This window comes from Delftia sp. JD2 (assembly GCF_001682645.1).
Lineage (GTDB): Bacteria > Pseudomonadota > Gammaproteobacteria > Burkholderiales > Burkholderiaceae_C > Comamonas > Comamonas acidovorans.
Genome location: NZ_LFJT01000025.1, coordinates 1 through 25,520, shown reverse-complemented (window position 1 = coordinate 25,520; position 25,520 = coordinate 1). Strand labels below are relative to the sequence as shown.

The following is a 25,520-nucleotide window of genomic DNA, read 5'->3' as shown; positions in this document are numbered from 1 at the left end:
TCCTTGTGTCTATGCGGTTCTTTGCTGGCGGTCGGCCGCGTTGCGCGATTCGATGGCGCTGCGCGCATTCGCCCAGTCCTGGTCGCTCCAGCTGGCCAGCCCGGCGAAGTTGCCGCCCGTCGCCTGGTATTGTCCGCCGTCTATGGCAATGGTCTGTCCCGTCAGGTACTCGGCCTGGCGGCTCATGAGGAAGACGGCCAGGTTGGCCAGCTCGGGCATGCGGCCGTTGCGGCCCATGGGGTTGTCGGCGCGTACATGCTCGCCGCCCTGCGGGTTCAGCCGCGCGCTCATGCCTTCGGTGGGGAACAGGCCCGGCGCGATGGCGTTGAAGCGTATGCCCCGGTTGCCCCATTCCACGGCCAGCGACTGCGTCATGGCATGCACGCCCGACTTGGCCATGGCCGAGGGCACGGTGAAGGCCGAGCCGTTCCAGACCCAGGTGGTGAGGATGGACAGCACGCTGGCCTTGCGGCCCTCGGCCAGCCAGCGGCGGCCGCACTCCAGCGTGAGGTTGAAGCTGCCGCGCATGACGATGTTGGCCACGGCGTCGAAGGCGCGCATGGACAGGTCCTCGGTGCGGCTGACGAAGTTGCCGGCCGCGTTGTTGACCAGGCCCGTGAGCGCGCCGCCGTCGGCCCAGATGGCCTCGATCATCTGCTCTACGGCCTCGGGCTGGCGCACGTCGCAGGCATGGCCCACGGCCCGGCCGCCGTGCTGCTGCATCAGCTCCTGCGCTGTCTGCTCGACCACGGCGCCGCGCCGGCCGCACAGATAGATGTCGGCGCCCATCATGAGAAAGGCCTCGGCCATGACACGGCCCAGGCCGGTGCCGCCGCCAGTGACGAGGATGCGTTCGCCCTTGAGCAGGCCGGGCTTGTAGATGAGGTCGTCGAGGGTCATGGCTGCTGTCTCCTGTGCTGCCGGGGAAGGGATAGGGGGTGACTGAGGCAGCGCTTGGCGCCGCCAGGGGATCAGAGCGTCAGAGCACGCGAGCGATCACTTCCTTCATGATTTCGCTGGTGCCGCCGTAGATGCGCTGCACGCGCGCATCGGCGTACATGCGGGTGACCATGTATTCGTTCATGTAGCCATAGCCGCCATGCAGTTGCACGAGTTCGTCAAGCACGCGGCCCTGCGCTTCCGAGCCCCACAGCTTGGCCATGGAGGCCGTGGCCGTGTCCAGCGTGCCGGCCACCAGCTGCTCCACGCAGCGGTCGATGAAGGCACGGCCCACGGTCAGCGTGGTGGCCACCTCGGCGAGCTTGAACCGGGTGTTCTGCATGTCGGCAATGGCCTGGTCGAAGGCGCGGCGCTCGCGCACATAGGCCAGCGTGGCCTCGTATGCGCCTTCCATGCAGGCCAGGGCGGCCAGGCCGATGATCAGGCGCTCGTAGGGCAGGTCGCCCATGAGCTGGTAGAAGCCCTGGCCTTCGCGCCCGCCCAGCAGCGCGTCCTGCGGCACGGTCACGTCATCAAAGAAAAGCTCCGAGGTGTCCTGGGCCTTCATGCCCATCTTGTCGAGCACGCGGCCCACGCGAAAGCCCGCGCAGTCCCGGGTCTCCACGATGAGGATGGAGGTGCCGCGCGCGCCCTGGGCCGGGTCGGTCTTGCAGACCACGAGGATCAGGCCGGCCAGCAGGCCGTTGGTGATGAAGGTCTTGCTGCCGTTGATGCGGTAGCGGCCGTCCCTGAGTTCTGCGCGCGTGCGCACGCCCTGCAGGTCCGAGCCCGCGCCGGGCTCGGTCATGGCGATGGCACCCACCAGCTCGCCGCGCGCCATGGCGGGCAGGTACTTGCGCTTTTGCGCCTCGGTGCCGTGGTTGAGCAGGTAGTGGGCCACGATGGAATGCACGGAGTTGCTCATGCCCGAGAGGGCGCGGCGCGCCATCTCCTCGTGGATCACCGCCTCGTGGCGGAAGTCGCCGCCGCCGCCGCCGTATTCCTCGGGGATGTCGGTGCACAGCAGGCCCAGCTCGCCGGCGCGGCGCCAGATGGCATGGCCCACGTTGCCGCGCTGGCGTGCGGCCTCGTCCTGCGGCTGCATTTCGGTTTCCAGAAAGCGCACGGCGGTGGCGCGCAGGCTTTCCAGCTCGGGGGTGCTCCAGGAGCGTGTCAGTTGCAGTGGCATGGCGTGGCCTGGTGGTTCGTGTGGGTCAGTTGATGCGGCGTTCGCGGCCCTGCCAATAGGGTTCGCGCAATTGGAATTTCTGCAGCTTGCCGGCGGCCGACAGCGGCAGCTCGCTGCGGAACTCCACCGAGCGCGGGCACTTGTAGCCCGCGATGCGTTCGCGGCAGTGGGCGATGACCTCGGCCTCGGTCAGCGGCTGGCCCTCGCGCGCGACGATCACGGCGTGCACGCGCTCGCCCCAGCGTTCGTCGGGCACGCCGATGACGGCGCACATGGCGACCTGGGACAGCTGGGCGATGGCGTTCTCGACCTCGGCCGAGTACACGTTCTCGCCGCCGCTGACGATCATGTCCTTGAGCCGGTCCACGACGAAGAGGTAGCCGTCGGCATCCAACCGGCCCATGTCGCCCGTGTGCATCCAGCCGTCCTTGAGCGCGGCGGCTGTCTCGGCAGGTTTGTTCCAGTAGCCCTGCATGACCATGGGGCCGCGCGCCGTGATCTCGCCCACCTCGCCGGCAGGCAGCTCGCGGCCCTCGCCATCGACGATGCGCACCTCGGCAATGGTCACGGGCCGGCCGGCCGCGCGCAGCAGGCGCTCGCGCTGCGGGCCGGGACGGTGCTCGGCCGGGCCCATGGACACGATGGTGGGCGACAGCTCGGTCATGCCGTAGGCCTGGGCGAAGTCGGCGCCGGGCAGCGCCTGCATGGCGCGCTCCAGCAGGCTGGCGTCTATGGGCGCCGCGCCATAGAGCATGAGGCGCAGGCTGGACAGGTCGAACTCCGCCAGGCGCGGATGCTCGATCAGCCGGCGGATCATGGTGGGCACCAGGAACAGCTCGTTCACGCCGTGCTGCTGGATGCCGTCCAGGATGGCCAGCTCGTCGAAGGCCGGCACGATGACCTGGGGCACCAGGCGCTGGGCCATGAGCAGGGCCAGGCCGCAGCCGGCCACATGGAACATGGGCGTGACCACCATGCCCACCTTCACATGCTGGCGCGGCACGTTGCTGGCATTGGACAGGGCGTTGATGAACAGGTTGTCGTGGCTGAGCATCACCCCCTTGGGCCGGCCCGTGGTGCCGCCTGTGTACATGACGGCAGCCAGGTCGTTGCCGCTGCGCAGCACGTCGGCGCAGGGCGTGGCAGCGGCCAGCAATTGCTCGTAGTGCAGAGCGCCTTCGGGCGCGGCGCCCGTGCCGCAGAACACCACGGTGCGCAGGCTGGAGGACAGCTCGCGCAGCCGGGGCACCAGAGGCGCGAAGGCATCGTCCACGAAGAGCACGCGCGTGTCGCAGTCGTCCAGCGAGTAGGCCACCTCGTGCGCGCTCCAGCGGATGTTGACGGGGTTGACCGCGGCGCCTGCCCACCAGCAGCCATAGAAGTATTCAAGGTAGCGGATGGAGTTCAGGCCCATCATGCCGACGCGGTCGCCGGGCGCCACGTCCAGCGCCCGCAGCAGGCCGGCACAGCGTTCGATGCGCTGCGCAAGCTGCGACCAGCTGGCCTGCTCTGCGCCGCAGATGGCCGCCGTGGCGCCGGCCCTTTCGCGGCGGCCCTTGTGGATGGCCTGGGTGAGATACATGGGCATGGGGTTTCCTCAGGAGCGGGCATTCCAGGCGGCCAGCGTGTCTTGCAGGCTGGCGGCGCGCGGGGGGCGGGGCTGCTCGGGCACGCTGCGCGAAAAGCGCGGCGCCGGCGCGGGCTGGACCACGCCACCGGCCTCGGTGAACGTGGCGCGCGCGCGGTTGTGAGCATGCTGGGGCGCCTCGTCCCAGTCGAGCACGGGCGCGAAGCAGGCATCGCTGCCTTCCAGCAACTCGCACCACTGCTGGCGCGTGCGCGTGCGGAACACGTCGGCCAGGCGCAGCTTGAGCAGGGGCCAGCGCGCGGCGTCCAGCTGCGCGTCGAACAGCGGGTCCTGTATGCCGCAGCGCTGGCGCAGCTCGGCGTAGAACTGCGGCTCTATCGCGCCTATGGCGATGTATTTGCCGTCGGCGCAGGCATAGGTGTCATAGAAGTGCGCGCCGCCGTCCAGCAGGTTCTCTCCGCGCTGGTTGCTCCACTGGCCCTTGGCCTTGAAGCCGTACATGAAGGCCGACAGCAGGGCCGTGCCATCGGTCATGGCCGCATCGATGACCTGGCCCCGGCCGCTGCGCCCGGCCTCGTGCAGGGCGGCCAGCAGGCCCACGGCCAGCAGCATGCCGCCGCCGCCGAAGTCGCCCACGTAGTTGAGCGGCGGCACGGGCGCCTCGCCCGCGCGGCCGATGGCGTGCAGCGCGCCGGAGATGGCGATGTAGTTGATGTCGTGCCCCGCCGCATGCGCCAGCGGCCCGTGCTGGCCCCAGCCCGTCATGCGGCCGTAGACCAGGCGCGGGTTGCGCGCCAGGCAGGGCTCGGGGCCCAGGCCCAGGCGCTCCATCACGCCGGGCCGAAAGCCCTCGATCAGCAGGTCGGCGTGTGCGATCAGCGCCAGGGCCGAGGCCTGGCCTTCCTCGCCGCGCAGGTCGATCTCGACCTGGCTGCGGCTGCGCGTGGTGATGTCCTGTGCATCGACCGGCGTGCCGGGCCGCGCGATGCGCAGCACCTCGGCACCCATGTCGGCCAGCAGCATGGCGCAGAACGGCCCCGGGCCCAGGCCCGCGAACTCGACAACGCGCACGCCTTCAAGCGGTCCTGGCATGGAGGTCTCCTTTCAGGCCGTGGGCAGTGGATGGTTCTTGTACTGCTCGCGCAGCTTGGTCTTTAGCAGTTTTCCCGTGGCCGTGTGCGGCAGCTCGGCCACCTGCAGCACGTCGTCGGGCAGCCACCATTTGGCGATGCGCGTGGACAGGAAGTTGAGCATGGACTCGCGGCTGACGCTGTGGCCTGCGCGCGGCACCACCAGCAGCAGCGGCCGCTCCTGCCACTTGGGATGGGCCACGCCGATGATGGCGGCCTCGGCCACGCCGGGATGGCCCATGGCGGCGTTCTCCACGTCGATGGAGGAAATCCACTCGCCGCCCGACTTGATCACGTCCTTGGCGCGGTCCACCAGCTGCAGGAAGCCGTCGGCATCGATGGTGGCCACGTCGCCCGTGGTGAAGAAGCCTTCCTCATCGACGGGCGAGCCGCCTTCGCCCTTGAAGTAGCCGCTGGCGATCCAGGGGCCGCGCACGCGCAGATGTCCCCGGGCCTGGCCGTCCCAGGGCTGGGGCCGGCCGTCGTCGTCCACGATCTTGAGGTCCACCCCCCAGACGCCGCGCCCCTGCTTGAGCTTGACCTTGACCAGTTCCTCGCCCGACAGCGCGTCGTGCCGGGGCAGCAGCTTGCTGACCACGCCGATGGGGCTGGTCTCGGTCATGCCCCAGCCCTGCACGACCTGGGCGCCGAACTGGTTCTCGAAGCGCTCCAGCATGGCGCGCGGCACGGCCGCGCCGCCGATGCCTATGCTCTTGACGCCCAGTGCGCGCGGGTCGATGTCGGGATGCGCATCCAGGTACTGGAACAGCATCAGCCACACGGTGGGCACGCCCTGGGAGAAGGTGACCTTCTCGTCGCGCATGAGCTCGTAGACGCTCTGGCCGTCCAGGTGAGGGCCGGGCAGCACCAGCCGGGCACCGGCCATGGCCGCCGCATAGGGCGTGCCCCAGGCGTTGGCATGGAACATGGGCACGATGAGCATCACGGTCTCGCTCGCGTTCAGGCCGAAGGTGTCGGGCGCCAGCTCCATCAGCGTGTGCAGCACGGTGGAGCGGTGCGAGTACAGCACGCCCTTGGGGTGGCCCGTAGTGCCCGAGGTGTAGCACAGCGAGGAGGCCGTGCGCTCGTCGAACTCGGGCCAGTCGAAGTCCTCGCTCTGGTTGCCCACCAGTTCGTCCCAGCAGTGCAGGTCGGGCAGGTCCAGCGCGGGCATGTGCTCGCGCGAACTCATGCAGACATAGGTGGTGACGGTCTTCAGATGCGGTGCGAGCTTTTCCACCAGCGGCGCGAAGGTCACGTCGAAGAACAGCACCCGGTCCTCGGCATGGTTGGCGATGTATTCGATCTGCTCGGGAAACAGGCGCGGGTTGATGGTGTGCAGCACCGCGCCGCTGCCCGAGACGCCGAAGTACAGCGCCAGGTGGCGCCAGCTGTTCCAGGCCAGCGTGCCCACGCGTTCGCCAGGCTGCACGCCCAGCGACTGCAGGGCGTTGGCCACCTGGCAGGAGGCGCGGCGCATGCCGGCCCAGTCGGTGCGGTGCAGGCCACCGTCCCGGGTTTCAGGCAGGCGCGAGACGATCTCGGTGTGCGGGTGAAAGCGCGCCGCATGCTCGATCAGCGACGAGATCATGAGCGGGCGGTCCTGCATCAGTCCTTGCAAGGCGGGCATGGGGTGTCTCCTGTCGTTGTCTTGAAGGCCGGGGTCATTGCACGGGCGCGTAGCGGCTGCCGTCGAAGCGCACGAGCTGCATCTTCTTGATGGGGAAGAAATCGTCCCCACCGGTCTGCAGGCTGATGCCCGGGTAGAGCATGGGCAGGTCCATCTTCAGGCTGGCGGCCTGCTTCATGATGTTGGCGCGCGTGAGCTCGTCGCCGGCCTGCCTGAGCACCTGCACCAGGGTCTGGGCCTGGGAGTAGCCGATGACGTTGAGCGAATCGTTGGGATCGCCGGCCGGGTAGTACTTCTGCATGAAGGCCAGGTAGCCGGCCAGCTCGGGCGTGCCCTGGTTGGTGGGGTCCGAGGGCTCGCGCAGGTAGCTGGCCGTCATCACGCCGCGCGCGTTGTCCAGGCCCGCGGGCTTGAGCACCGAGCTGATGGACAGCGAGACGCTGACCAGGTAGTGCGCAGGCTTCCAGCCGATGTCGGCGGCCTTGCGTATGGACTGGGCCGCGAACTTGGGCGTGCTGATGTTGATGAAGGTGTCCGCCCCCGAGCCCTTGAGCGCCACCATCTGGCTGTCCACCGTGGGGTCGCCGACCTCGTAGGTCTGCTGCACGACGATGCGCTGCTTGGCCTGCTCGCCAAAGCCGTCGAGCACGCCCTTGAGGTAGTCCTTGCCGAAGTCGTCGTTCTGCATCAGGACGGCCACCTTGGCCTGGGGCCGCGTGGCCAGGATGTGCTGGGCGAAGGTGCGGCCTTCGAGCTGGTAGGTGGGCTGCCAGCCCATGGTCCAGGGGAAGTTCTTCGGATCGCCCCAGCGCGTGGCGCCCGTGGAGACGAACAGCTGGGGCACCTTGCGCTGGTTCATGTAGCGATGCACGGCCTGGTTGTGCGAGGTGCCCAGCGCGCCGAACATCAGCAGCACGCCGTCGCGCTCGACCAGCTTGCGCGTCTGCTCCACGCTCTGGGCGGGGTTGTAGGCGTCGTCGGCCGAGAGGTAGGTGATCTTGCGGCCGTTGATGCCGCCCTCGGCATTGATCTTGGCGAAGTAGGCCGCATGGGCCTTGCCTATGGTTCCGTAGGCCGACACGGGACCCGAGTAGGGCACGAAGTTGCCGATGCGGATCTCGGTGTCGCTGGCGCCGGTGTCGTACTTCTTCTGGGCCTGGGCTGGCGCCTGGGTGATGGCCGGCAGGGCCAGCGCCAGGCAGGCGATCAGGGCCCAGGGGCCCCGGGCGATGGTGTTGCGCATGGTTGTCTCCTGGCTTGCGGGCGCCGTGCCCGCTTTTCTTGTGGTGGCCGGTCCATGGTAGGAACCGGCCCGGCGCGCGCCCATCGTCGATTCCGACGAATGCATGTGCGGGCGCAGCAAGGTGCGTCGGGACGGCGTGGAAGGAAGGCGCGGCGGTCAGCCCGGCTGGCGGGGCGCGAACACGGGTTCGCGCTTTTGCATGAAGGCCTTCACGCCTTCCATGAAGGCCGGCGCGCCCACCAGCTCGCGCTGGCGTTCAGCCTCGTAGTGAAGCTGCTGCTCCAGCGTGGAAGCGGCTGCGTGGTCCAGCGCGCGGCGGGCTTCCAGCACGGCACCGGCCGGCAGCCGCGCCAGGCGGGCGGCCGTGGCCAGGGCCTGTTCGCGCAGGGCCTCGTCGTCCACGCAGGCCCAGACCAGGCCCCAGTCGGCGGCCTGCTGCGCGCCCAGCCTGTCGCCCAGCAGGGACAGGCCCAGGGCGCGCGCACGGCCCAGCCGGCGCTCGATGAACCAGGTGGTGCCCAGGTCCGGCACGATGCCCAGGCGCGGCAGGAAAGGCAGGTAGAAGTAGGCCGAGCGCGCCGCCAGCGCCACGTCGCCAGCCAGGGCCAGGCCCACGCCGGCCCCGGCTGCCGCGCCGTTGATGGCGCAGACCACGGGCACGGGCAACTGCTGCAGGTCCAGGATGAGGCGGTTGGACAGCTGGTGCATGTTGTCGGCCGTCTGCGCGCCCAGCGTGCGGCCATCGGCCTGGGCCCCGCCTTGTGCCCCGCCTTGTGCGCCGCCCATGGACGACAGGTCCGCGCCCACGCAAAAGCCCCGGCCCTCGGCGGTGAGCACCAGGGCGCGGAGGGAGGTGTCCTCGCGCACCTCGGCCAGCAGTTCGCGCAGACGCAACTGCAAGGGCCTGCCCAGCGGATTCATGCGGGCGCTGTCCTGGAGGACGATGAGGGCGATCTCGCCGCTGTCGCCGTTGTTGCCGTGGCGTTCCATGCGGACGGCCGGACTGGAATTCATGGGGGACTCCTGTGGGTGGGGATGGAAAGTCAGGCACGCGGCCGCTGCCGGGGCAGGCGCCGGCCCGGCCGGCCCAGCCGGTGCAGCAGGCCCATCACGGCGCCGGGCATGGCGAACATGAAGACGATGAGCACGGTGCCGTAGACGGCCCAGGGCGCGGCCTTGGACACCTGCTCGGCCAGCCCCGGGATGAACATGATGAACAGGGCGCCGAACAGCGCGCCCCACAGCGTTCCCACGCCGCCCACCACCACGCCCACCAGCAGCGAAATGGACAGGAACATGGTGAAGGAGTCGGGCGCCACGAACTGCACGGCAATGGCCGACAGCGCGCCGCCCACGCCCGTGTAGCCGGCCGAAATCGCAAAGGCCATGGACTTGCAGTGCGCGTTGTCCACGCCCATGGCCTCGGCCGCCATGGCGTGGTCGCGGATGGCGCGCAGCGCCAGGCCGCTGCCGCTGTCTATGAGGTTGCGCGCCATCCAGAACAGCAGGGCCGCCACGGACAATGCATAGAGGTAGAACCACTGGTCGGCATCCAGCGGCAGGCCCCAGGGCGCCTCGGGCTTGGTCAGCACGATGCCGCCCACGCCGCCGGTCCAGGCTTCCAGGTGGCGGTACTTGAGCAGCTGGGGCATGGCCACGCCCAGCGCAAAGGTGGCCAGCGCCAGGTACAGCCCTTCCAGCCTGAGCGCGGGCCGCCCGAACAGGTAGCCCGCCGCCAGGCTCACCAGGCCCGCTGCAGGCACGGCCAGCCAGTAGGCCAGGCCCGCGCGGTCCATCAGGATGCCGGCCGCATAGGCGCCTATGGCGAAGAAGGCGCCATGGCCCAGCGAGATCTGGCCGCTGTAGCCCGTGAGAATGTTCAGCCCCACCAGGGCCACGGCATAGGCCAGCACCATGGTGGCCTGGAACAGCTGGTAGCCCTTGGCCACGAAGACCAGCGAGCAGGCCGCCAGCGCCAGCGCCGCGATCAGTACCGTGCCCAGGGGCAGGGGGCGGGGCGCGCTGGTGGCGGCGACCAGTGCGTCAGACGAGGAGGCGGACCGTGTGGACATCATTGTTCTCCAGGGCGTTGGGCACAAAACTGGCGTGGCCCAAAAGCGAGGGACACCGAGCAAGGGCCTACGCCGGCCGCGCCGCCCCGCCGCGAGGGTGTCGTCCCCCTCCCGCGTAGCGAGAGAGGGGGGGCGGCGTAGCCGCTCAGGGGGGGCATTGTTCAAACCCTCCTGACGACTTTGCGGCCCATCAGCCCGGCCGGCCGCACGATGAGCACGCCCACGATCAGCACCAAGGCCACAGAAAGCTTGAGTTCGGTGCCGACCACGTAGCTGCCCACGAGGTTTTCAAGCACGCCCACGATGAAGCCGCCCAGCACGGCGCCCGCGGGGCTGTCGATGCCGCCCAGCAGCGCGCCCGCAAAGGCATACAGCAGCACGCCGCTCATCATGTGCGGATCGAGGAAGACCACGGGCGCCACCATCATCCCGGCCACCGCGCCGATGGCGCCGGCCAGGCCCCAGCCCAGCATCAGCATGCGCCCCACGGAGATGCCCACCAGGCGCGAGGAGGCCGGGTTCTGCGCGGCCGCGCGCATGGCCAGCCCCAGCGGCGTGAGCCGGAAGAAGGCAAACAGCAGTGCCACGATGGCCAGGGCCACGAAGATGGTGCCCACCTCATGGGCCGACATCAGGGCGCTGCCATACCAGGCGTCGGCCGGGAACGGGCTGGGAAACTCCTTGATGGTGTAGCCGAAGATCCAGCCGGCCAGGCTGTGGAAGACGATCAGCAGGCCGATGAAGACCACCACCTGGGCCAGGTCCGCCGCCTTGTGCATGGGGCGGATGATGGCGAACTCCACGGCCGCGCCCAGCACGAAGGACAGCGCCACCGTGGCCAGGAAGGCCCACCAGTACGGCAGCCCCGCCTGCAGCAGCGCCCAGGCGATGAAGGTGGAGAACATGGCCATCTCGCCCTGCGCGAAATTGATGTGGTGCGTGGCCTGGTAGATCATGACCAGGGCCAGGGCCACGGTGGCATAGATGCCGCCCGTGGCCAGGCCGGCCAGCAATTGGTGGATGAAGGCGTCCATGGCCGCTACTCCCCGAGATAGGCCTGGCGCACCGCATCGTTGCGGCGCATGGCTTCGCTGGGGCCGTGCAGCACGATGCGGCCGGTCTCCAGCAGGTAGGCGCTGTGCGCCAGCTCCAGCGCCAGGCGCGCGTTCTGCTCCACCAGCAGGATGGTCGTGCCCTGCTCGGCGTTGATGCGCCGCAGGATGCCGAAGATGTCGCGCACCACCAGCGGCGCCAGCCCGAAGGAGGGCTCGTCCAGCAGCAGCAGGCGCGGGCGGCCCATGAGGGCGCGGGCAATGGCCAGCATCTGCTGCTCGCCGCCCGACAGCGTGCCGGCCTGCTGGGCGCGGCGCTCGCGCAGGCGGGGGAAGTAGCCGAACATGCGCTCCATGTCGCGGCCCACGTCGGCGCGGGCCGCGCGCGTGGGCCGGGCCTGCGCGCCCAGGCGCAGGTTGTCTTCGGCGCTGAGCTGGGCGAAGGTGCCGCGCCCGTCGGGCACATGGCCCACGCCCTGGCGCGCGATGCGCTCGGTGCTGTGCCGGTCTATGCGTTCGCCGGCCAGGCGCACCTCGCCGCGCGTGTCCACCAGGTGGCGGCAGATGGCGCGCAGCGTGGTGGTCTTGCCCGCGCCATTGGCGCCCAGCAGGGCCGTGACGCGGCCTTCGGCCAGGTCCATGTCGATGCCGTCCAGCACGCGCACCGACCCGTAGGCCGCATGCAGTCCGCGGATTTCAAGCAGTGCCGGCATGCGCCACCTCCCTGTCCTGATCCTGCGGCTGCATGTCCGAACCCAGGTAGGCACGGATGACTTCGGCATGGGCGCGAACCTCGCCCGGCGTGCCCTCGGCGATCTTGCGGCCGAAGTTCAGCGCCACGACCTTGTCGCTCACGCGCATGACCAGGCCCATGTGGTGCTCCACCAGCAGCACGGTCAGGCCCAGCCGGTCGCGCAGCGACAGGATCAGGTCGCCCAGGCCGGCCAGCTCCTCATGGTTGAGGCCGCAGGCCGGCTCGTCCAGCAGCAGCAACTGCGGGCGGCAGGCCAGGGCGCGCGCCAGCTCCACGCGCTTTTGCGTGCCGAAGGGCAGGCCGGCCACGCGGCGCTCTGCCACGCCCGTCAGCTCCAGCAGGGCCATCAGCGATTGCGCCTGGGCGCGGGCTTCTTCCTCGCGCCGGCGCACGCCGGGCAGGCGCAGGGCGTCGCGCACAAAGCCGGCGTGCTGGTGGCTGTGCGTGCCCAGGCGCACGTTGTCGGCCACCGTCATGCTGGAGAACAGGGCCAGGTTCTGGAAGGTACGGCCCATGCCCAGCGCGGCCATGCGGTGGCGCGCCAGCGTGGCCAGCGGCTGGCCGCGAAAGCGGATGTGGCCGGCCTGCCAGGCATACAGCCGCGACAGGCAGTTGAACAGGCTGCTCTTGCCCGCACCGTTGGGGCCGATGAGGCCGCAGATCTGGCCTGCCGCAACATCGAAACTCACGCCGTCCAGCGCGACGATGCCGCCGAAGCGCAGCGAAACGCCTTCGATGCGCAGCAGGGGCTGCGAGTCCTGGCTCATGGCTTTCCCTCCCCCCGATGGTGGGCGACCGGCGCGGGCCGCGCCGGCCGCACGGTGGCATGGCGGCGCCTACAGGCGCTCGATGATGGTGACGTTGGCCATGCCGCCGCCCTCGCACATGGTCTGCAGGCCGTAGCGCCCGCCGCGTGCGTGCAGGGCGTGGATCAGCGTGGCCATGAGCTTGGTGCCCGAGGCACCCAGCGGATGGCCCAGCGCAATGGCGCCGCCGTTGACGTTGAGCCGCGCCGGATCGGCGCCCGTGGCCTGCAGCCAGGCCAGCGGCACGGGGGCAAAGGCCTCGTTGACTTCGTACAGGTCGATGTCGGAGATGCGCATGCCGGCCTTTTTCAGCGCGGCCTGGGTGGCGGGGATGGGGGCCTCCAGCATGATCACGGGGTCATGCCCGAGCAGGCTCATGTGGTGGATGCGCGCCAGCGGCTGCACGCCCAGGGCCTTGAGGCCGCGCTCGCTGACCACCATGACGCCGCTGGCGCCATCGCAGATCTGGCTGGCCGTGGCGGCGGTCACGCATCCGCCTTCGCGGATGGTCTTGACGCCGGCAATGCCTTCCAGCGTGGCGTTGAAGCGTATGCCTTCATCCACCGTGTGCGGCTGGCCTTCCCCCTCGGCACCGCCTTCGGCGCTGCGCGCCTGCACGGCCAGGATCTCGCGGTCGAAGCGGCCCTCGCGCGCGGCCTGCACGGCGCGCTCATGGCTTTGCAGCGCATAGGCGTCCAGCTGGTTCTTGGCCAGGCCGTACTTGCCGGCCATCATCTCGGCGCCCATGAATTGGCTGAACTCCACGCCCGGGTAGCGCTGCTGCATGGCCGGGCTCATGTACACGCCCAGGCCGGCCTTGGCGGGCAGGGCGTTGGGCGTGCCCATGGGCACGCGCGACATGCTCTCCACGCCTGCGGCGATCACCATGTCCATGCTGCCCGACATCACGGCCTGGGCCGCAAAGTGCAGAGCCTGCTGGGACGACCCGCACTGCCGGTCCACCGTGGTGCCCGGCACGGACTCGGGCAGGGACGAGGCCAGCACCGCGTTGCGCGCCACGTTCGTCGCCTGCTGGCCCACCTGGCTGACGCAGCCCATGATCACGTCCTCGACCTGGGCCGGGTCGGCCTGGCTGCGGCGCACCAGCTCGTCCAGCACCTGGGCCGCGAGATCGGCCGGATGCCAGCCCGAGAGCTTTCCGCCGCGCTTGCCGCCCGCCGTGCGCGTGGCGGCAACGATGTATGCCTGTGCCATGGATATGTCTCCTGTTCCTGTATTCCTGGGGGGATGGTGGCCCGGCCGGCGCGGGCCGGGCATCGTCGCAAGCGACGATTCCGGCCAGGGAAAACGCGGGGGCGGTGCCTGCCGTGGTGACTGGGCGGTACGCCTAACGCGGCGCCATGCGGATGGCGCCGTCCAGGCGCACGCACTCGCCGTTGAAGTAGCCGTTGGTGATCATGGTCTCGGCCAGGTGGGCGTATTCGTCGGGCTGGCCCAGCCGCTTGGGAAAGGGCACGGAGGCGGCCAGCGCGGCCTTCACGTTGTCGGGCGCGCCCTGCAGCAGCGGCGTGTCGAAGATGCCGGGCAGGATGGTGTTCACGCGGATGCCCTCGCCCATGAGGTCGCGCGCGATGGGCAGGGTCATGCCCGTGATGCCGGCCTTGCTGGCCGAGTAGCTGGCCTGGCCTATCTGCCCGTCCTGCGCCGCCACCGAGGCGGTGTTGACGATGGCGCCGCGCTCGCCGTCGGCCAGCGGCTCCAGCGTGAGCATGCCTGCCGCCGACTTGGCGATGCAGCGGAAGGTGCCCACCAGGTTGATCTGGATGATGCGGTCGAAATTGGCCACGGGCAGGTGCCGGATCTCGCCCGTGGCCTTGTCGCGGCTGGCCGTCTTGACGGCATTGCCCGTGCCCGCGCAGTTGACCAGGATGCGCTCCTGCCCGTGGGCCGCGCGGGCCTGGGCAAAGCCCGCGTCCACGCTGGCCTCGTCGGTCACGTCCACGCGGCAGAACAGGCCGCCTGTCTCGCGCGCCAGCGCCTGCCCGGCCGTCTCGTTGAGGTCGAACAGGGCGACGCGCACGCCTTTTGCGGCCAGGCGGCGCGCGGTGGCCGCGCCCAGGCCCGATGCCCCGCCCGTGACGACGGCGCTGATGCTTGCGTCAAGCTGCATGTGAAGGTCTCCTTGGTTGGTGCGTTGGCGGCGCGCCGTTGCCTGTCGCCTTGGATCGGGACAGGGGGCGGTTCGCCACCTATGATCTGCCTTCAAGTCTAGGAATCGCCCCGTCTTGCCGCCATCGTCGAAACCGACGAAAGTGCCCGGTGCCTCACCCCTTCACAGTGCCCCCTGCCTGCATGCAGCCCCCAGCGCCCACCCATTCCTCCGGCCCCGGTCCGGGTTCCGGCTACGTGCCGCAGGCCAAGCTGAGCCCGCCGCGCGCCGCTGCCGCCCAGGTGGCCCGGCTGGCCGTTGCCGCGCGCTGGCCCGAGGCCTTGCGCGCCCGCGTGGTGCTGGTGCGCGCGCCGGCCGGCTTCGGCAAGACCACGGCCATGCGCCAGATGCGCGAGCGCCTGCAGGCCGAGGGCCAGGCCACGGCGTGGCTGACGCTGGATGCCGCCGACAACGATGTCTCACGCTTTCTGCAGTGCCTGGGCGCGGCCGTGCGCACCCTGGGGGTGGGGCCGTCGCAAGGCGCCGGCGAGTTGTCCCAGGCCCTGCATGCGCTGGCCGGCGAGGGCCGCTCCTTTGCGCTGTTCATCGATGATTTCGAGGTGCTGCACAACGATGCCGTGCTCGGCCTGGTGCGCCAGCTCATGGAGCAGCTGCCCGAGCGCGGGCGCCTGGTCATAGGCTCGCGCGCGCTGCCGGCCCTGGGACTGGGGCGGCTGCGCACCAGTGGCCAGTTGCTGGAGATCGATGCGGCGCTGCTGCGCTTTTCAGCGGCCGAGGCCGAGGAGTTCTTTCGCCTGCGCGGCTGCCCGCTGCCGCGCGAGGCCCTGGCGCGGCTGCTGGACAAGACCGAAGGCTGGATAGGCGCGCTGTGGCTGGCCTCGCTGGCGCTGGAGCGCCATGGCCCGCACAGCGATTTCATCGAGCGCTTCTCGGGCTCGGAGCGCGCCGTGGCCGACTACCTGGCCGAGGATGTGCTGGCCCAGCAGCCCGCGTCCGTGCGCGACTTCCTGCTGCGCACCAGCATCCTGCGCACGCTGGATGCCCAGGTCTGCCAGGCCCTGGTGCCGCGCGCCGACGGCGCCGCCATGCTGCAGGCGCTGGAGCAGGCCCACCTGTTCCTGGTGCCGCTGGCCGACGAGGCGCAGGGTGGCCAGGGCGGGCACAGCTGGCGCTACCACAGCATGTTTGCCGACTTCCTGCGCGCGCAGCTGCTGCGCGAGCAGCCCGGTGAATTGACGCGCCTTCACCTGGCGGCCAGCGGCTGGTACGAATCCTGCGGCCGGCCCGTGCCCGCCATCGAGCATGCGCTGGAAGGCGGCGACCTGCCGCATGCCCTGTCCCTGCTGGCGCGCCACGCCGAGGCGCTGATGGAGCAGGGCCGCATGCGCCTGCTGTCGCGCTGGTTCTCGGCCATGCCGGCGCCGCTGATGGCGCGCGAGCCGCTGCTGCAGGCCGTGGCCGCCTATGCCGACTGCTTCACGCGCGGCCCCTGGCAGGCGCAGCAGCGGCTGGACGCCTTGCGGCCCCGCATGGCCGCAGACCCCGCCGCGCAGGCGCTGGTCATGGCCCTGCAGCCGCTGCTGCTGGCCATGATGGACCGCGTGGAAGAGGCGGCGCCCCTGGGCCGCCAGGCGCTGGCCTGCCTGCCCAGCTGCCGGCCGTTTGCAGACAGCTCGCTGACCAATGCCATGGCCTACGTGGTGTCGGTGCTGGGCGATGCCGAGGAGGCCCACCGCCTGCTGGACGCGGCGCGCAGCACCCAGGCCGGCAGCCTGTTCAGCCGCATGTACACCGAGGCCATGGAGGGCGTGCTGGACCTGTCGGGCGGACGGCTGCGGCAGGCGGCGTCGCGCTTTCGCGTGGCGCTGGCCGCCACGCCGCGCAGCGCCTCCTACAACCCCACCAACGGCAATGCCTGGGCCGGCGTGCTGCATGCCGGCGTGCTCTACGAGACCAACGACCTCGACGGCGCCGACCACCTGCTCAACGTCTACCTGCCGCTGGCCCGCGACGTGGGCCTGCCCGACCATGTGATCTCCAGCTACCGCATGCGTGCGCGCATTGCCTTCGTGCGTGGCGATGTGGATGCGGCCTTCGGCCTGCTGACCGAACTGGAGTACCTGGGGCATGAACGCCAGCTGCCCCGCGTGACGGCCAGCGCCCGGCTGGAGCATGCGCGCATCTTCGTGCTGCAGGGCAACCGGGCCGCCGCGTCCGAGGCGCTGGAGCGTGCCGACGATCCCGGCGTATGGCCGCGCGTGGAACGCCTGCGCCTGCCCCCGCACGAGGTGGAGGACATCGCCATCGCCCGGCTGCGCTGGGGGCTGCACTTTGGCGACTGCCGTGCCGTGCGCGATGCCATCGCCCCCTTGCTGGCCGATGCGCAACTGCGCGGGCGCCGCCACCGCAGCCTCAAGCTGCAGGTGCTGTGCGCGCTGGCCGAGGCGGGCTGCGGCGACATGGACGCCGCAGCCGCCATGCTGGCCCAGCCGCTGCGCCACGGGGCCAGCGAAGGCTTTGTGCGCCTGATGCTCGATGAGGGGCCGCTGCTCGCGCCCGTGCTGCAGCGTGTGCTGTCGCCCTCACTATCGCCTTCACTGACGCGCCGCACGGAAGCGGCGGAGCCAGAGGCTGCCGCCCATGCGCAGCGGCTGCTGTCTGCCCTGGGCGAGCCTGCCGAGCCCGCCGATCCCCCCGAGCTGCAGGCAGCGGATGCGCCCCAGGGCCCGGCGCCGGCCACGGCGCTTGCCGAGCCCCTGACCCGCAAGGAGCTGCGCGTGCTGGAATTGCTGGCCTCGGGCTACTCCAATGCGGCCATGGCCGAGAAGCTCTTCGTCTCCGACAGCACGGTGCGCACCCACCTGCGCAGCATCAACCTCAAGCTGGGCGCGCGCAGCCGCACCCAGGCCGTGGCGCTGGCGCGGGAGCTGCGGGTTTTGCGCTAGGCCGCTGGCGGCTCAAGCCTGCAGATGGCGCGCATAGGTCAGGAACACTTCGTCACGCACCCAGCCCAGCGACTCGTACAGCGCCTGGGCGCGCAGGTTGTTGCGGGCCGTGGTCAGGTCCATGCGTGCATGGCCCGTGGCGCGGGCATGGGCTTCGGCCGCCAGCAGCAGGGCGCGGCCCACGCCCAGGCGGCGCGCATCGGGCGCCACGAAGAGGTCGTAGAGCACGTAGATGGGCGCGGCCAGCACCGAGCAGAACGAGGGATAGAGCTGGCAAAAGCCCAGGGCACTGCCGTCCGGTCGGCGGGCCAGCAGGATCACGGATTCGCCGCGCTCCAGCCGCGCCGTGATGAAGGCCAGCGCCGCGTCGGCATCCGCAGGTTGCTCGTAGAACTGGCGGTAGGCATCGAACAGCGGCGCGATCAGCGCGGCGTCTTCGGGGATGGCGGTGTGTATGGCTGTGGAGTTCATCGGTGGTCCGGGGCGGAGGTTGCCAGCATGGCGCAGGGCAAGGATGCCGTGCTCATATCTTTGCTGAATCTCTCCATTTGGAGATGTGATTTGACCTGGATCATGGACAGGCGGAACACTCCCGTTCCATGTCCGAACAAAAGATCGAGTTCTACAAGGGGGCCGCTGGCGGCTGGGGCGCACTGCGCAGCGTGAGCCAGGCCCTGATGCGCCAGGATATCGCCGTCAAGGGCGCCAAGACGCTGCTGTCGGCCAACCAGCCCGACGGCTTCGACTGCCCGGGCTGCGCCTGGCCCGACCGCAACCACCATTCCACCTTCGAGTTCTGCGAGAACGGCGCCAAGGCCGTGGCGGCCGAGGCCACGGCGCGCCGCGTGACGCCCGAATTCTTTGCCCGGCACACGGTGGCCGAGCTCATGGCGCAAAGCGATTTCTGGCTGGAAGACCAGGGCCGGCTCACCGAACCCATGGTGTACGACGCGGCCAGCGACCGCTACCGGCCGATCGCCTGGGACGACGCCTTTGCGCTGATCGCTCGCCACCTGAACGCGCTGCCCGACCCTGACCAGGCCATCTTCTACACCTCGGGCCGCGCCAGCAACGAGGCAGCCTTTCTCTACCAGCTGTTCGTGCGCGCCTACGGCACCAACAATTTCCCCGACTGCTCCAACATGTGCCACGAGCCCAGCGGCAGCGGCATGAAGCCGCAGATCGGCGTGGGCAAGGGCACGGTGCAGCTGGCCGATTTCGAGCAGGCCGATGCCATCTTCATCTTCGGCCAGAACCCCGGCACCAACCACCCGCGCATGCTGGGCGAGCTGCGCGCAGCCCACAAGCGCGGCGCGCGCATCCTGAGCTTCAACCCGCTGCGCGAGCGCGGGCTGGAGCGCTTCCAGGACCCGCAAAGCAAGCTGGAGATGGCCACCCTGGGCGCCACGCCCATCAGCACGCACTACTTCCAACTGCGCGTGGGCGGCGACATCGCGGCCGTCAAGGGCATCATGAAGCATGTGATCGCGCAGGACGATGCACTGGGGCAAGGGGGCGGCGGCGTCCTGGACCATGCCTTCATCGCCGAACACACCACCGGCTTCGAGGCCCTGGCCGAGGACCTGCGGGCCGAGGACTGGGGCCTGCTGGAGGCCGAGTCCGGCCTGAGCCGCGCGCAGATGCAGACGGCGGCCGAGGTCTACATCGCCGCCCGCAGCACCATAGTCTGCTGGGGCATGGGCATCACGCAGCACATGCATTCGGTGGCCGCCGTGCAGATGCTGGTCAACCTGCTGCTGCTGCGCGGCAACATCGGCCGCCCCGGCGCAGGTGCCTGCCCGGTGCGCGGCCACAGCAATGTGCAGGGCGACCGCAGCATGGGCATCTGGGAAAAGCCGCCGGCCGCGCTGCTGGACCGGCTGCAGCAGGTCTTCGGCTTCGAGCCGCCGCGCGCCCACGGCGTGGACGTGGTCGAGTCCATCCGCCTCATGCTCGAGGGCCGGGGCAAGGTCTTCTTTGCGCTGGGCGGCAACTTCGCGGCGGCCACGCCCGACACGCATGCCACCTGGCAGGCGCTGCGCCGCTGCGACCTGACCGTGCATGTGACCACCAAGCTCAACCGCAGCCATCTGGTGCACGGCCGCGAGGCGCTGATCCTGCCCTGCCTGGGCCGCACCGAGATCGACATGCAGGCCGTCGGCCCGCAGGGCGTGACGGTGGAGGACTCCATGGGCATGGTCCATATCTCCAGCGGCATCAACCCGCCTGCGTCGGAGCACCTGCTCAGCGAGATCGCCATCGTCGCGCGCCTGGCCGCCGCCACGCTGGGCGCGCAGCGGCCCGTGCCCTGGCTGGAGCTGGCCGGCGACTATGCACGCATACGCGAGCTGATCGAGCAGGTCTTCGACGACTTCCACGACTTCAACGCGCGCGTGGCCGTGCCGGGCGGCTTCAAGCTGCGCAATGCGGCGAGCGAGCGCATCTGGGAGACGCCCCGGGGCAAGGCCGGCTTCTTCGTGCACGCCGTGCCGCGCGACACGCCCGTGCACCGCGCACGCGCCGCGCGCAGCCCCGGCGCATCGCCGGTGTTCACGCTGTTCACCACGCGCTCGCACGACCAGTACAACACCACCATCTACGGCATGGACGACCGCTACCGCGGCGTCTTCGGACAGCGCCGCGTGGTCTTCATCCATGCCGAGGACATCCGCGCCCTGGGCATGAAGAATGGCGACTGGGTGGACCTGCAGACGGTGTGGGATGACGGCCAGCAGCGCAGCGCCGAGCGCTTCAGGCTCGTGGCCTACGACATTCCGCGCGGCTGCATCGCTGCCTACTATCCAGAGACCAATCCGCTGGTGCCGCTGTCGGCCAAGGCCATCGTGGCGGGCACGCCCAGCTCCAAGTCCATTCCCGTGCAGCTGGTGGCGCACAGGCTGCCTGCCGTGCCGTCTCCCGCGCTGGAAGAAATGGCGGCCTGAAGTGCAAGGCATGGAAGAACTGGCCGCCGCCATCCTGCGCGAATTGGCCACCGAGCCCGCACCCATGTCCCTGCCCAGGCTGGGCAAGCGCCTGGGGCAGGGCGCCAGCGTGCTCATGCGCTGCCTGGCGCTGATGGGCGATGCGCCCATTGCCGGCACACCGGGGCCGGGCTGGGTCAGGCTGGAGCAGGAAGAGGGGCGGTGGCTGGCGGCCCTGACGGAGCGCGGGCGCTTGTGGGTGGAGGCCGAGGCCTGTCAGGCGCTGGCCGAAGGCACGGGCCGCGTGCGGTAGAACTGCATCGGAAACTCCTGCATTTCCTTGGCGTGCTGGTTGATCACCGCGCGCTTCATCTTGCCGACCACGTGCATCTCGCAGGGCTTGCAGTCGAAGCGCAGCGTGAGTTTTTCCTTGCCGTTGATCAGCTGCAGCGGCTCGGCCTTGATGGTGCCCTTGACGCCGATGACGCCCTTGGCCTGCTTGGGGCACAGGCTCATGGAAAAGCGCACGCAATGCTTGGTGATCATCAGGCTGACTTCGCCTTCTTCTTCCTTGCTCTCGTAGGCCGCGTCCATGACCTTGACGCCGTGCTTGATGTAGAAGTCGTGTGCCTTCTGGTTGTAGACGTTGGCCAGATAGGTCAGCGTGTCCTCGGGGAAGGGCACGGGCGGCTCCACGGGCAGGGCGCGCGGCAGGCGCACGAAGCCGGCCTGGCGCGCGGCCTCCAGCGCGGCGACGGCGTCGCGGCGCAGCTGGTTCAGGGCCGAGGCCGGCACGAACCAGGGCTGGCTCAGCTGCAGGCCGATGTCATGCACGGAGAAGATGGTGGCGCCGAAGCGGCCCAGTTGCTCGCGCAGCGTGGCCTCGGCACGGGCTGCGTCGGTGGCGGCCTGGTGTTCCTGCACGATGGCGGCGGTGGCGGTGAAGCCGTCCTCGTCGGTCAGCGTGAGCGCAAAGCCGTCGGGCGTTTCCTTGAGTTCGGCCCACAGGCCGATGCGGCGGTCGCTGGACTTCTTGTCCAGCGTGCGCACCCAGGCCATGTCGCGGTTTCGGTTGACCTCCAGGCCCTTGCGCAGGTCCTTGAAGCCGGCGATGGGATCCTTGGGAAACAGGCGCCACAGCGACTTCTTCGCATCCACCGACTCGGCGCGGTTGATCTGCAGGCCCACCAGTTCCTTTTGCAGGTCGTAGTAGCACAGGCCGTCGCCGTTGTGCAGTTCGGTGTCGCGGCTCGATGTCTCGATCTCCACGAAGTTCTCGCCCACCTTGGTGACCCAGCCGATGGCGCGGCCCGGTGTCTTGGGCGTGTCGAAGGCGCCGATGTCGTCCTTGCGGCCGTTGACGAAGTAGTCGGTGAACTCGCGGTTGAAGTTCTGGTCGGGGTCGGGCGTGAAGCTGAACGTGGTGCTGCCCGAGGACGAGCGTGCCAGGGGCGTGTCGGAGAACTCGCGCTCCTCGATGATTTCGTCCAGCAGCTTGCGGTAGTGGGCCGTGATGTTCTTCACGTAGCCCATGTCCTTGTAGCGGCCCTCGATCTTGAAGCTGCGCACGCCGGCGTCGATCAGGGCGCGCAGGTTGTCGCTCTGGTTGTTGTCCTTCATGGACAGCACGTGCTTTTCGTGGGCGATGATGCGGCCGCTCGCGTCCAGCACCTCGTAGGGCAGGCGGCAGGCCTGGTTGCAGTCGCCGCGGTTGGCGCTGCGGCCCGTGTGGGCGTGGGTGATGTAGCACTGGCCCGAGTAGGCCACGCACAGCGCGCCGTGCACGAAGAATTCGATGGTGGTGCGCGCCGGGTCGGTGGCCGCGCGCACGGCGGCGATCTGCTGCAGGTCCAGCTCGCGCGCAACGACGATCTGCGACAGGCCGGCGTCCTGCAGGAAGCGCGCCTTCTCGGGGGTGCGGATGTCGGTCTGGGTGCTGGCGTGCAGCTGGATGGGCGGCAGGTCCAGCTCCAGCAGGCCCATGTCCTGGATGATCAGCGCGTCGGCACCGGCCTCGTAGATCTGCCAGGCCATCTTGCGGGCGGCCTCCAGTTCATCGTCGCGCAGGATGGTGTTGAGCGTGATGAAGATGCGGCTGCCGAAGCGGTGCGCGTGGTTGATCAGGCGCTGCAGGTCGCGGATGTCGTTGCCTGCCGTGGCGCGTGCGCCGAAGGCGGGGCCGCCGATGTAGACGGCGTCGGCGCCATGGTTCACGGCCTCGATGCCGATGTCGGCATCGCGCGCGGGTGACAGGAGTTCGAGCTGGTGGGGCAGGAGGGACATGGGGCTTTGTGGTGTTCTGTGTTCGTACCCGCACCGGCGTGGGGGCCGGGCGTCGGGCGCAATGCGGGGGAAACTGGCCCCCACGCTACCCTTGCTGCGCAAGGTCCGCTGCCCCCCCAAGGGGGCCGCTTTTTGTCTTGGGGCGGCCCGGCGACAAAAAAAGGCCCCCACTCTTGGGGCGGTCCGGCGACGAAAACCTCGCAGCCCGCTTGCGGTGAGGCGCAGCATTATCGCCGCAGCCCCGAAAAAACGCGCGCCAGGGGGTATGCGCCCGATGCCCTGGCGGGCGGCGCCGGTTTTTGCCTATCCTTTAGGATGCGCACTGCACGGGCCGGGCCGCCATGCCGGATACCCCGGCCCGTGCCTGCCCCGCCCCGGGCCTGATGCGCGCTTTCTGCGCCAGGCCTTGCCCGGCCGGGCAGCGCCCGAGTGGGCCACGCCGCAGCGGATTTCGTTTGCCAGGGCGCCTGTTTCACAGATTGACCGTTTTTTCCAGGAGTTGCCATGCACGCCTCGATTCGCCATTTCCCGTGGGCCGGCCCGGCCCTGCTGTGCACCCTGCTGGGCAGCGGCGGCCTGGCCTGGGCGCTGCCGGGAAGCGGCCCGGCCAACGGGCAGTCGGCAGGGGCTTCCGCTGCGGCGGCTGCACCCGGTACGGCCGCTGCACCCGCTGCAACTGCTGCACCCAGTTCAGCCGATGCGCCCCTGGTGGTGCGCATTGCCCATGCGGGGCCGGTGTCCGGCCCCATCGCCAGCCTGGGCAAGGATGAGGAAAACGGCGTGCGCATGGCCCTGGACGATCTCAACGCCAAGGGGCTGGAGATCGGCGGGCGCAAGCTGCGCTGGAAGCTGGAGGCCGGCGACGATGGCGGCGACCCCGGCCAGGCCGTGGCCCTGGCCCGGCGCCTGTGCGACAAGAAGGTGGCGGCCGTGGTCGGCCACCTGCAGTCGGGCACCACGCTGCCTGCCACATCCATCTACCACGACTGCGGCATCGTCATGGTCACGCCCGCAGCCAGCAACCCGGCCATCACCCAGGCGGGCTACGACACCACCTACCGCGTGATCGCCGACGACCGCGCCATGGTCGATGCGCTGGTCGCGCACGCCGTGGGCAAGCTGGGCGTCAAGCGCGCGGCCATCATCGATGACCGCTCGGCCTACGGCCAGGGCATCGTGGCGCTGTTCGAGGCCGAGGCGCGCGAGCAGGGCATCGAGATCGTGGACAAGCAGTTCACCGGCGACAAGGCCACCGACTTCGTGCCCATCCTCACCGCCATCAAGGGCAAGAAGCCGGACGCCATCTTCTTCGGCGGCCTGGACGCCCAGGCCGGCCCGATGCTCAGGCAGATGGCCCAGCTGGCCATGGACAAGGTGCGCCTGCTGGGCGGCGATGGCCTGTGCACGCTGCGCCTGCCCGAGCTGGCCGGCAACACGTCCCCGCTGCGCAATGTGACCTGCGCCGTGGGCGGCAGCCCGCTGGAGCGCATGCCGGGCGGCGCTGCCTGGAAGCAGCGCTACGACCAGCGCTTTCCCGACCAGTACCAGGTCTTCAGCCCCTACGCCTACGACGCCACCATGGTGCTGGCCCAGGCCATGGTGCGGGCCGACTCCATCCGGCCCGATGCCTATATCCCCTATCTGCGCCAGACCCGGCATGACGGCGTGACGGCGCCGATTGCCTTCACGCCCCAGGGCGAGCTGCAGGCGCCGGTCGTCACGCTCTACCACTATGCGCAGGGCGTGCGCAAGCCGCTGCCCTGACCCCCAGTCGCCCGGACACTGTGACACCTTGACTGCCGAGCACCGTCCACTGCCGCAGGCCGACGACGAGGCCTGGATGCGCGCCGCCCTGGAGCTGGCGCGTGCCGCCGCCCAGGCAGGCGAGGTGCCCGTGGGCGCCATCATCGTCAAGGACGGCGCCATCGTCGGCCGGGGCCGCAACGCGCCCGTGGCCCAGGGCGACCCCACGGCCCATGCCGAGGTGCTGGCGCTGCGCGACGCGGCCGCGCGCCTGGGCAATTACCGGCTGGACGATTGCACGCTCTACGTGACCCTGGAGCCTTGCACCATGTGCAGCGGCGCCATGCTGCATGCGCGCCTGGGCCGCGTGGTCTATGGCGCGGCCGAGCCGCGCACGGGCGCTGCCGGATCGGTGCTGGACGTGTTTGCGCTGCCGCAGATCAACCACCACACGCAGGTGACGCGCGGCGTGCTGGCTGGCGAATGCGCGGCCCTGATGTCGGACTTCTTTCGCACGCGCCGCGCCGAGCAGCGCGCGGCCCAGCCGCATCCGCTCAAGGACACGGCGCTGCGCCATGCGGATTCCACCTTTGGCGGCTTTGCCCAGCCGCAGTGGCGCAGCGATCTGCCGGCGCTGGCAGGCCTGCGCCTGGCCGTGGTCGATGAAGGACCGCGCGATGCGCCGCTCACCTGGCTGTGCCTGCACGGCAGTCCCTCATGGGGCCGGCTGTTCCAGCCCATGCTGCCCGGCTGGCTCCAGGCCGGCCATCGCGTGGTGGTCCCCGACCTGCCGGGCTTTGGCCGCAGCGACCAGCCCAAGAAGGAGAAGGCGCACAGCGCGGCCTGGCATGTGCAGGTGCTGCGCGAGCTGGTGCTGGCGCTGGACCTGCGGAGCATCGTGCTGGTCGGCCATGACGATGGCGCGCGCCTGGGCCTGGCTGTGGCGCAGGCCGAGCCCGCCCGTTTTTGCGGCGCCTGGATCATGAATGCCTGGCCCGCAGGCCTGGCGCCCGATGCCTGCCTGCAATGGTTTGCGCAGGCGGCGCGCAAGCCGTCATGGCCCGTGGGCCGCGCCATGCACGAGGCGGGCGAGG

General features: G+C 70.0%; 20 protein-coding genes. 5 read left to right on the top strand and 15 right to left on the bottom strand.

Annotated features, from left to right (window positions below):
- Positions 1–9 precede the first annotated feature (9 nt).
- The 13 genes from ACM14_RS15240 to ACM14_RS15180 form a co-directional block, all read right to left on the bottom strand.
- Positions 10–900 carry an SDR family oxidoreductase gene (locus ACM14_RS15240; RefSeq protein WP_063325883.1) on the bottom strand — a complete coding sequence of 297 codons (891 nt, stop codon included), beginning with the start codon at positions 898–900 and terminating at the stop codon, positions 10–12.
- 79 nt (positions 901–979) lie between these two features.
- Entirely contained in the window at positions 980–2,128 is a 1,149-nt protein-coding gene (locus ACM14_RS15235) for an acyl-CoA dehydrogenase family protein (RefSeq protein WP_065346607.1), read from the bottom strand.
- A 25-nt stretch (positions 2,129–2,153) separates the two neighbouring features.
- Positions 2,154–3,716: a long-chain-fatty-acid--CoA ligase gene (locus tag ACM14_RS15230; RefSeq protein WP_065346606.1), complete on the bottom strand. Its 1,563-nt coding sequence runs from the start codon at positions 3,714–3,716 to the stop codon at positions 2,154–2,156.
- A 9-nt stretch (positions 3,717–3,725) separates the two neighbouring features.
- Positions 3,726–4,808 (bottom strand): CaiB/BaiF CoA-transferase family protein, encoded by a 1,083-nt coding sequence (locus tag ACM14_RS15225; RefSeq protein ID WP_065346605.1) that lies wholly within the window; start codon positions 4,806–4,808, stop codon positions 3,726–3,728.
- A 12-nt stretch (positions 4,809–4,820) separates the two neighbouring features.
- The gene (locus ACM14_RS15220; RefSeq protein ID WP_065346604.1) at positions 4,821–6,476 is read right to left on the bottom strand and encodes a long-chain-fatty-acid--CoA ligase; all 1,656 of its coding nucleotides are present in this window, start codon (positions 6,474–6,476) and stop codon (positions 4,821–4,823) included.
- A 34-nt stretch (positions 6,477–6,510) separates the two neighbouring features.
- Positions 6,511–7,719: an ABC transporter substrate-binding protein gene (locus ACM14_RS15215; RefSeq protein ID WP_065346603.1), complete on the bottom strand. Its 1,209-nt coding sequence runs from the start codon at positions 7,717–7,719 to the stop codon at positions 6,511–6,513.
- A 156-nt stretch (positions 7,720–7,875) separates the two neighbouring features.
- Positions 7,876–8,733 (bottom strand): enoyl-CoA hydratase-related protein, encoded by an 858-nt coding sequence (locus ACM14_RS15210; protein WP_065346602.1) that lies wholly within the window; start codon positions 8,731–8,733, stop codon positions 7,876–7,878.
- Positions 8,734–8,762: 29 nt separating this feature from the next.
- On the bottom strand, positions 8,763–9,791 hold the full coding sequence (locus ACM14_RS15205; RefSeq protein WP_065346630.1) for a branched-chain amino acid ABC transporter permease: 1,029 nt from the start codon (positions 9,789–9,791) through the stop codon (positions 8,763–8,765).
- Between the two features lie 161 nt (positions 9,792–9,952).
- Positions 9,953–10,825, bottom strand: coding sequence for a branched-chain amino acid ABC transporter permease (locus ACM14_RS15200; RefSeq protein WP_012206619.1), 873 nt, complete (start codon positions 10,823–10,825; stop codon positions 9,953–9,955).
- Between the two features lie 5 nt (positions 10,826–10,830).
- Positions 10,831–11,556 carry an ABC transporter ATP-binding protein gene (locus ACM14_RS15195; RefSeq protein ID WP_065346601.1) on the bottom strand — a complete coding sequence of 242 codons (726 nt, stop codon included), beginning with the start codon at positions 11,554–11,556 and terminating at the stop codon, positions 10,831–10,833.
- Positions 11,540–12,364: an ABC transporter ATP-binding protein gene (locus ACM14_RS15190; RefSeq protein ID WP_065346600.1), complete on the bottom strand. Its 825-nt coding sequence runs from the start codon at positions 12,362–12,364 to the stop codon at positions 11,540–11,542. The genes ACM14_RS15195 and ACM14_RS15190 overlap by 17 nt, the downstream gene beginning before the upstream one ends.
- A gap of 69 nt (positions 12,365–12,433) precedes the next feature.
- Positions 12,434–13,618, bottom strand: a complete 1,185-nt coding sequence (locus tag ACM14_RS15185; RefSeq protein ID WP_065346599.1) for an acetyl-CoA C-acetyltransferase — start codon at positions 13,616–13,618, stop codon at positions 12,434–12,436.
- Positions 13,619–13,751: 133 nt separating this feature from the next.
- Entirely contained in the window at positions 13,752–14,534 is a 783-nt protein-coding gene (locus ACM14_RS15180) for an SDR family NAD(P)-dependent oxidoreductase (RefSeq protein WP_065346598.1), read from the bottom strand.
- 182 nt (positions 14,535–14,716) lie between these two features.
- Between ACM14_RS15180 and ACM14_RS15175 the strand changes: the two genes are divergently transcribed.
- A complete protein-coding gene (locus tag ACM14_RS15175) occupies positions 14,717–17,479 on the top strand; it encodes a LuxR C-terminal-related transcriptional regulator (RefSeq protein ID WP_065346597.1) in 2,763 nt (920 codons plus the stop codon).
- Between the two features lie 12 nt (positions 17,480–17,491).
- Here the strand turns inward: ACM14_RS15175 and ACM14_RS15170 are convergent, their stop codons facing one another.
- Positions 17,492–17,950, bottom strand: coding sequence for a GNAT family N-acetyltransferase (locus ACM14_RS15170; RefSeq protein ID WP_012206613.1), 459 nt, complete (start codon positions 17,948–17,950; stop codon positions 17,492–17,494).
- A gap of 128 nt (positions 17,951–18,078) precedes the next feature.
- Here ACM14_RS15170 and ACM14_RS15165 point away from each other — a divergent pair, with 128 nt between their 5' ends.
- Together ACM14_RS15165 and ACM14_RS15160 are read left to right on the top strand one after the other, a co-directional pair.
- Positions 18,079–20,421 carry an FdhF/YdeP family oxidoreductase gene (locus ACM14_RS15165; RefSeq protein ID WP_065346596.1) on the top strand — a complete coding sequence of 781 codons (2,343 nt, stop codon included), beginning with the start codon at positions 18,079–18,081 and terminating at the stop codon, positions 20,419–20,421.
- A 10-nt stretch (positions 20,422–20,431) separates the two neighbouring features.
- Positions 20,432–20,713 carry a hypothetical protein gene (locus tag ACM14_RS15160; protein ID WP_012206611.1) on the top strand — a complete coding sequence of 94 codons (282 nt, stop codon included), beginning with the start codon at positions 20,432–20,434 and terminating at the stop codon, positions 20,711–20,713.
- Here ACM14_RS15160 and ACM14_RS15155 read toward each other — a convergent pair.
- The gene (locus tag ACM14_RS15155; RefSeq protein ID WP_065346595.1) at positions 20,677–22,683 is read right to left on the bottom strand and encodes a U32 family peptidase; all 2,007 of its coding nucleotides are present in this window, start codon (positions 22,681–22,683) and stop codon (positions 20,677–20,679) included. The two genes, ACM14_RS15160 and ACM14_RS15155, sit on opposite strands and share 37 nt — an antisense overlap.
- A 504-nt stretch (positions 22,684–23,187) precedes the next feature.
- On the opposite strand from ACM14_RS15155, the gene ACM14_RS15150 reads away from it, so the two are divergent.
- Both ACM14_RS15150 and tadA read left to right on the top strand, forming a co-directional pair.
- Entirely contained in the window at positions 23,188–24,447 is a 1,260-nt protein-coding gene (locus ACM14_RS15150) for a branched-chain amino acid ABC transporter substrate-binding protein (protein ID WP_065346594.1), read from the top strand.
- Positions 24,448–24,523: 76 nt separating this feature from the next.
- The coding region (gene tadA, locus ACM14_RS15145; protein WP_065346629.1) for a tRNA adenosine(34) deaminase TadA at positions 24,524–25,520 on the top strand (997 nt) is incomplete at its 3' end.

Excerpts from the sequence above, each read along its gene's own strand:
- ACM14_RS15230 (WP_065346606.1), bottom strand. The coding sequence starts at position 3,716 with ATGCCCATGTATCTCACCCAGGCCATCCACAAGGGCCGCCGCGAAAGG.
- ACM14_RS15240 (WP_063325883.1), bottom strand. The coding sequence starts at position 900 with ATGACCCTCGACGACCTCATCTACAAGCCCGGCCTGCTCAAGGGCGAA.
- ACM14_RS15170 (WP_012206613.1), bottom strand. The coding sequence starts at position 17,950 with ATGAACTCCACAGCCATACACACCGCCATCCCCGAAGACGCCGCGCTG.
- ACM14_RS15195 (WP_065346601.1), bottom strand. The coding sequence starts at position 11,556 with ATGCCGGCACTGCTTGAAATCCGCGGACTGCATGCGGCCTACGGGTCG.
- ACM14_RS15150 (WP_065346594.1), top strand. The coding sequence starts at position 23,188 with ATGCACGCCTCGATTCGCCATTTCCCGTGGGCCGGCCCGGCCCTGCTG.
- ACM14_RS15220 (WP_065346604.1), bottom strand. The coding sequence starts at position 6,476 with ATGCCCGCCTTGCAAGGACTGATGCAGGACCGCCCGCTCATGATCTCG.
- ACM14_RS15235 (WP_065346607.1), bottom strand. The coding sequence starts at position 2,128 with ATGCCACTGCAACTGACACGCTCCTGGAGCACCCCCGAGCTGGAAAGC.
- ACM14_RS15210 (WP_065346602.1), bottom strand. The coding sequence starts at position 8,733 with ATGAATTCCAGTCCGGCCGTCCGCATGGAACGCCACGGCAACAACGGC.
- ACM14_RS15205 (WP_065346630.1), bottom strand. The coding sequence starts at position 9,791 with ATGTCCACACGGTCCGCCTCCTCGTCTGACGCACTGGTCGCCGCCACC.
- ACM14_RS15190 (WP_065346600.1), bottom strand. The coding sequence starts at position 12,364 with ATGAGCCAGGACTCGCAGCCCCTGCTGCGCATCGAAGGCGTTTCGCTG.
- ACM14_RS15175 (WP_065346597.1), top strand. The coding sequence starts at position 14,717 with ATGCAGCCCCCAGCGCCCACCCATTCCTCCGGCCCCGGTCCGGGTTCC.
- ACM14_RS15155 (WP_065346595.1), bottom strand. The coding sequence starts at position 22,683 with ATGTCCCTCCTGCCCCACCAGCTCGAACTCCTGTCACCCGCGCGCGAT.
- ACM14_RS15165 (WP_065346596.1), top strand. The coding sequence starts at position 18,079 with ATGTCCGAACAAAAGATCGAGTTCTACAAGGGGGCCGCTGGCGGCTGG.
- ACM14_RS15225 (WP_065346605.1), bottom strand. The coding sequence starts at position 4,808 with ATGCCAGGACCGCTTGAAGGCGTGCGCGTTGTCGAGTTCGCGGGCCTG.
- ACM14_RS15215 (WP_065346603.1), bottom strand. The coding sequence starts at position 7,719 with ATGCGCAACACCATCGCCCGGGGCCCCTGGGCCCTGATCGCCTGCCTG.
- ACM14_RS15200 (WP_012206619.1), bottom strand. The coding sequence starts at position 10,825 with ATGGACGCCTTCATCCACCAATTGCTGGCCGGCCTGGCCACGGGCGGC.
- ACM14_RS15160 (WP_012206611.1), top strand. The coding sequence starts at position 20,432 with ATGGAAGAACTGGCCGCCGCCATCCTGCGCGAATTGGCCACCGAGCCC.
- ACM14_RS15180 (WP_065346598.1), bottom strand. The coding sequence starts at position 14,534 with ATGCAGCTTGACGCAAGCATCAGCGCCGTCGTCACGGGCGGGGCATCG.
- ACM14_RS15185 (WP_065346599.1), bottom strand. The coding sequence starts at position 13,618 with ATGGCACAGGCATACATCGTTGCCGCCACGCGCACGGCGGGCGGCAAG.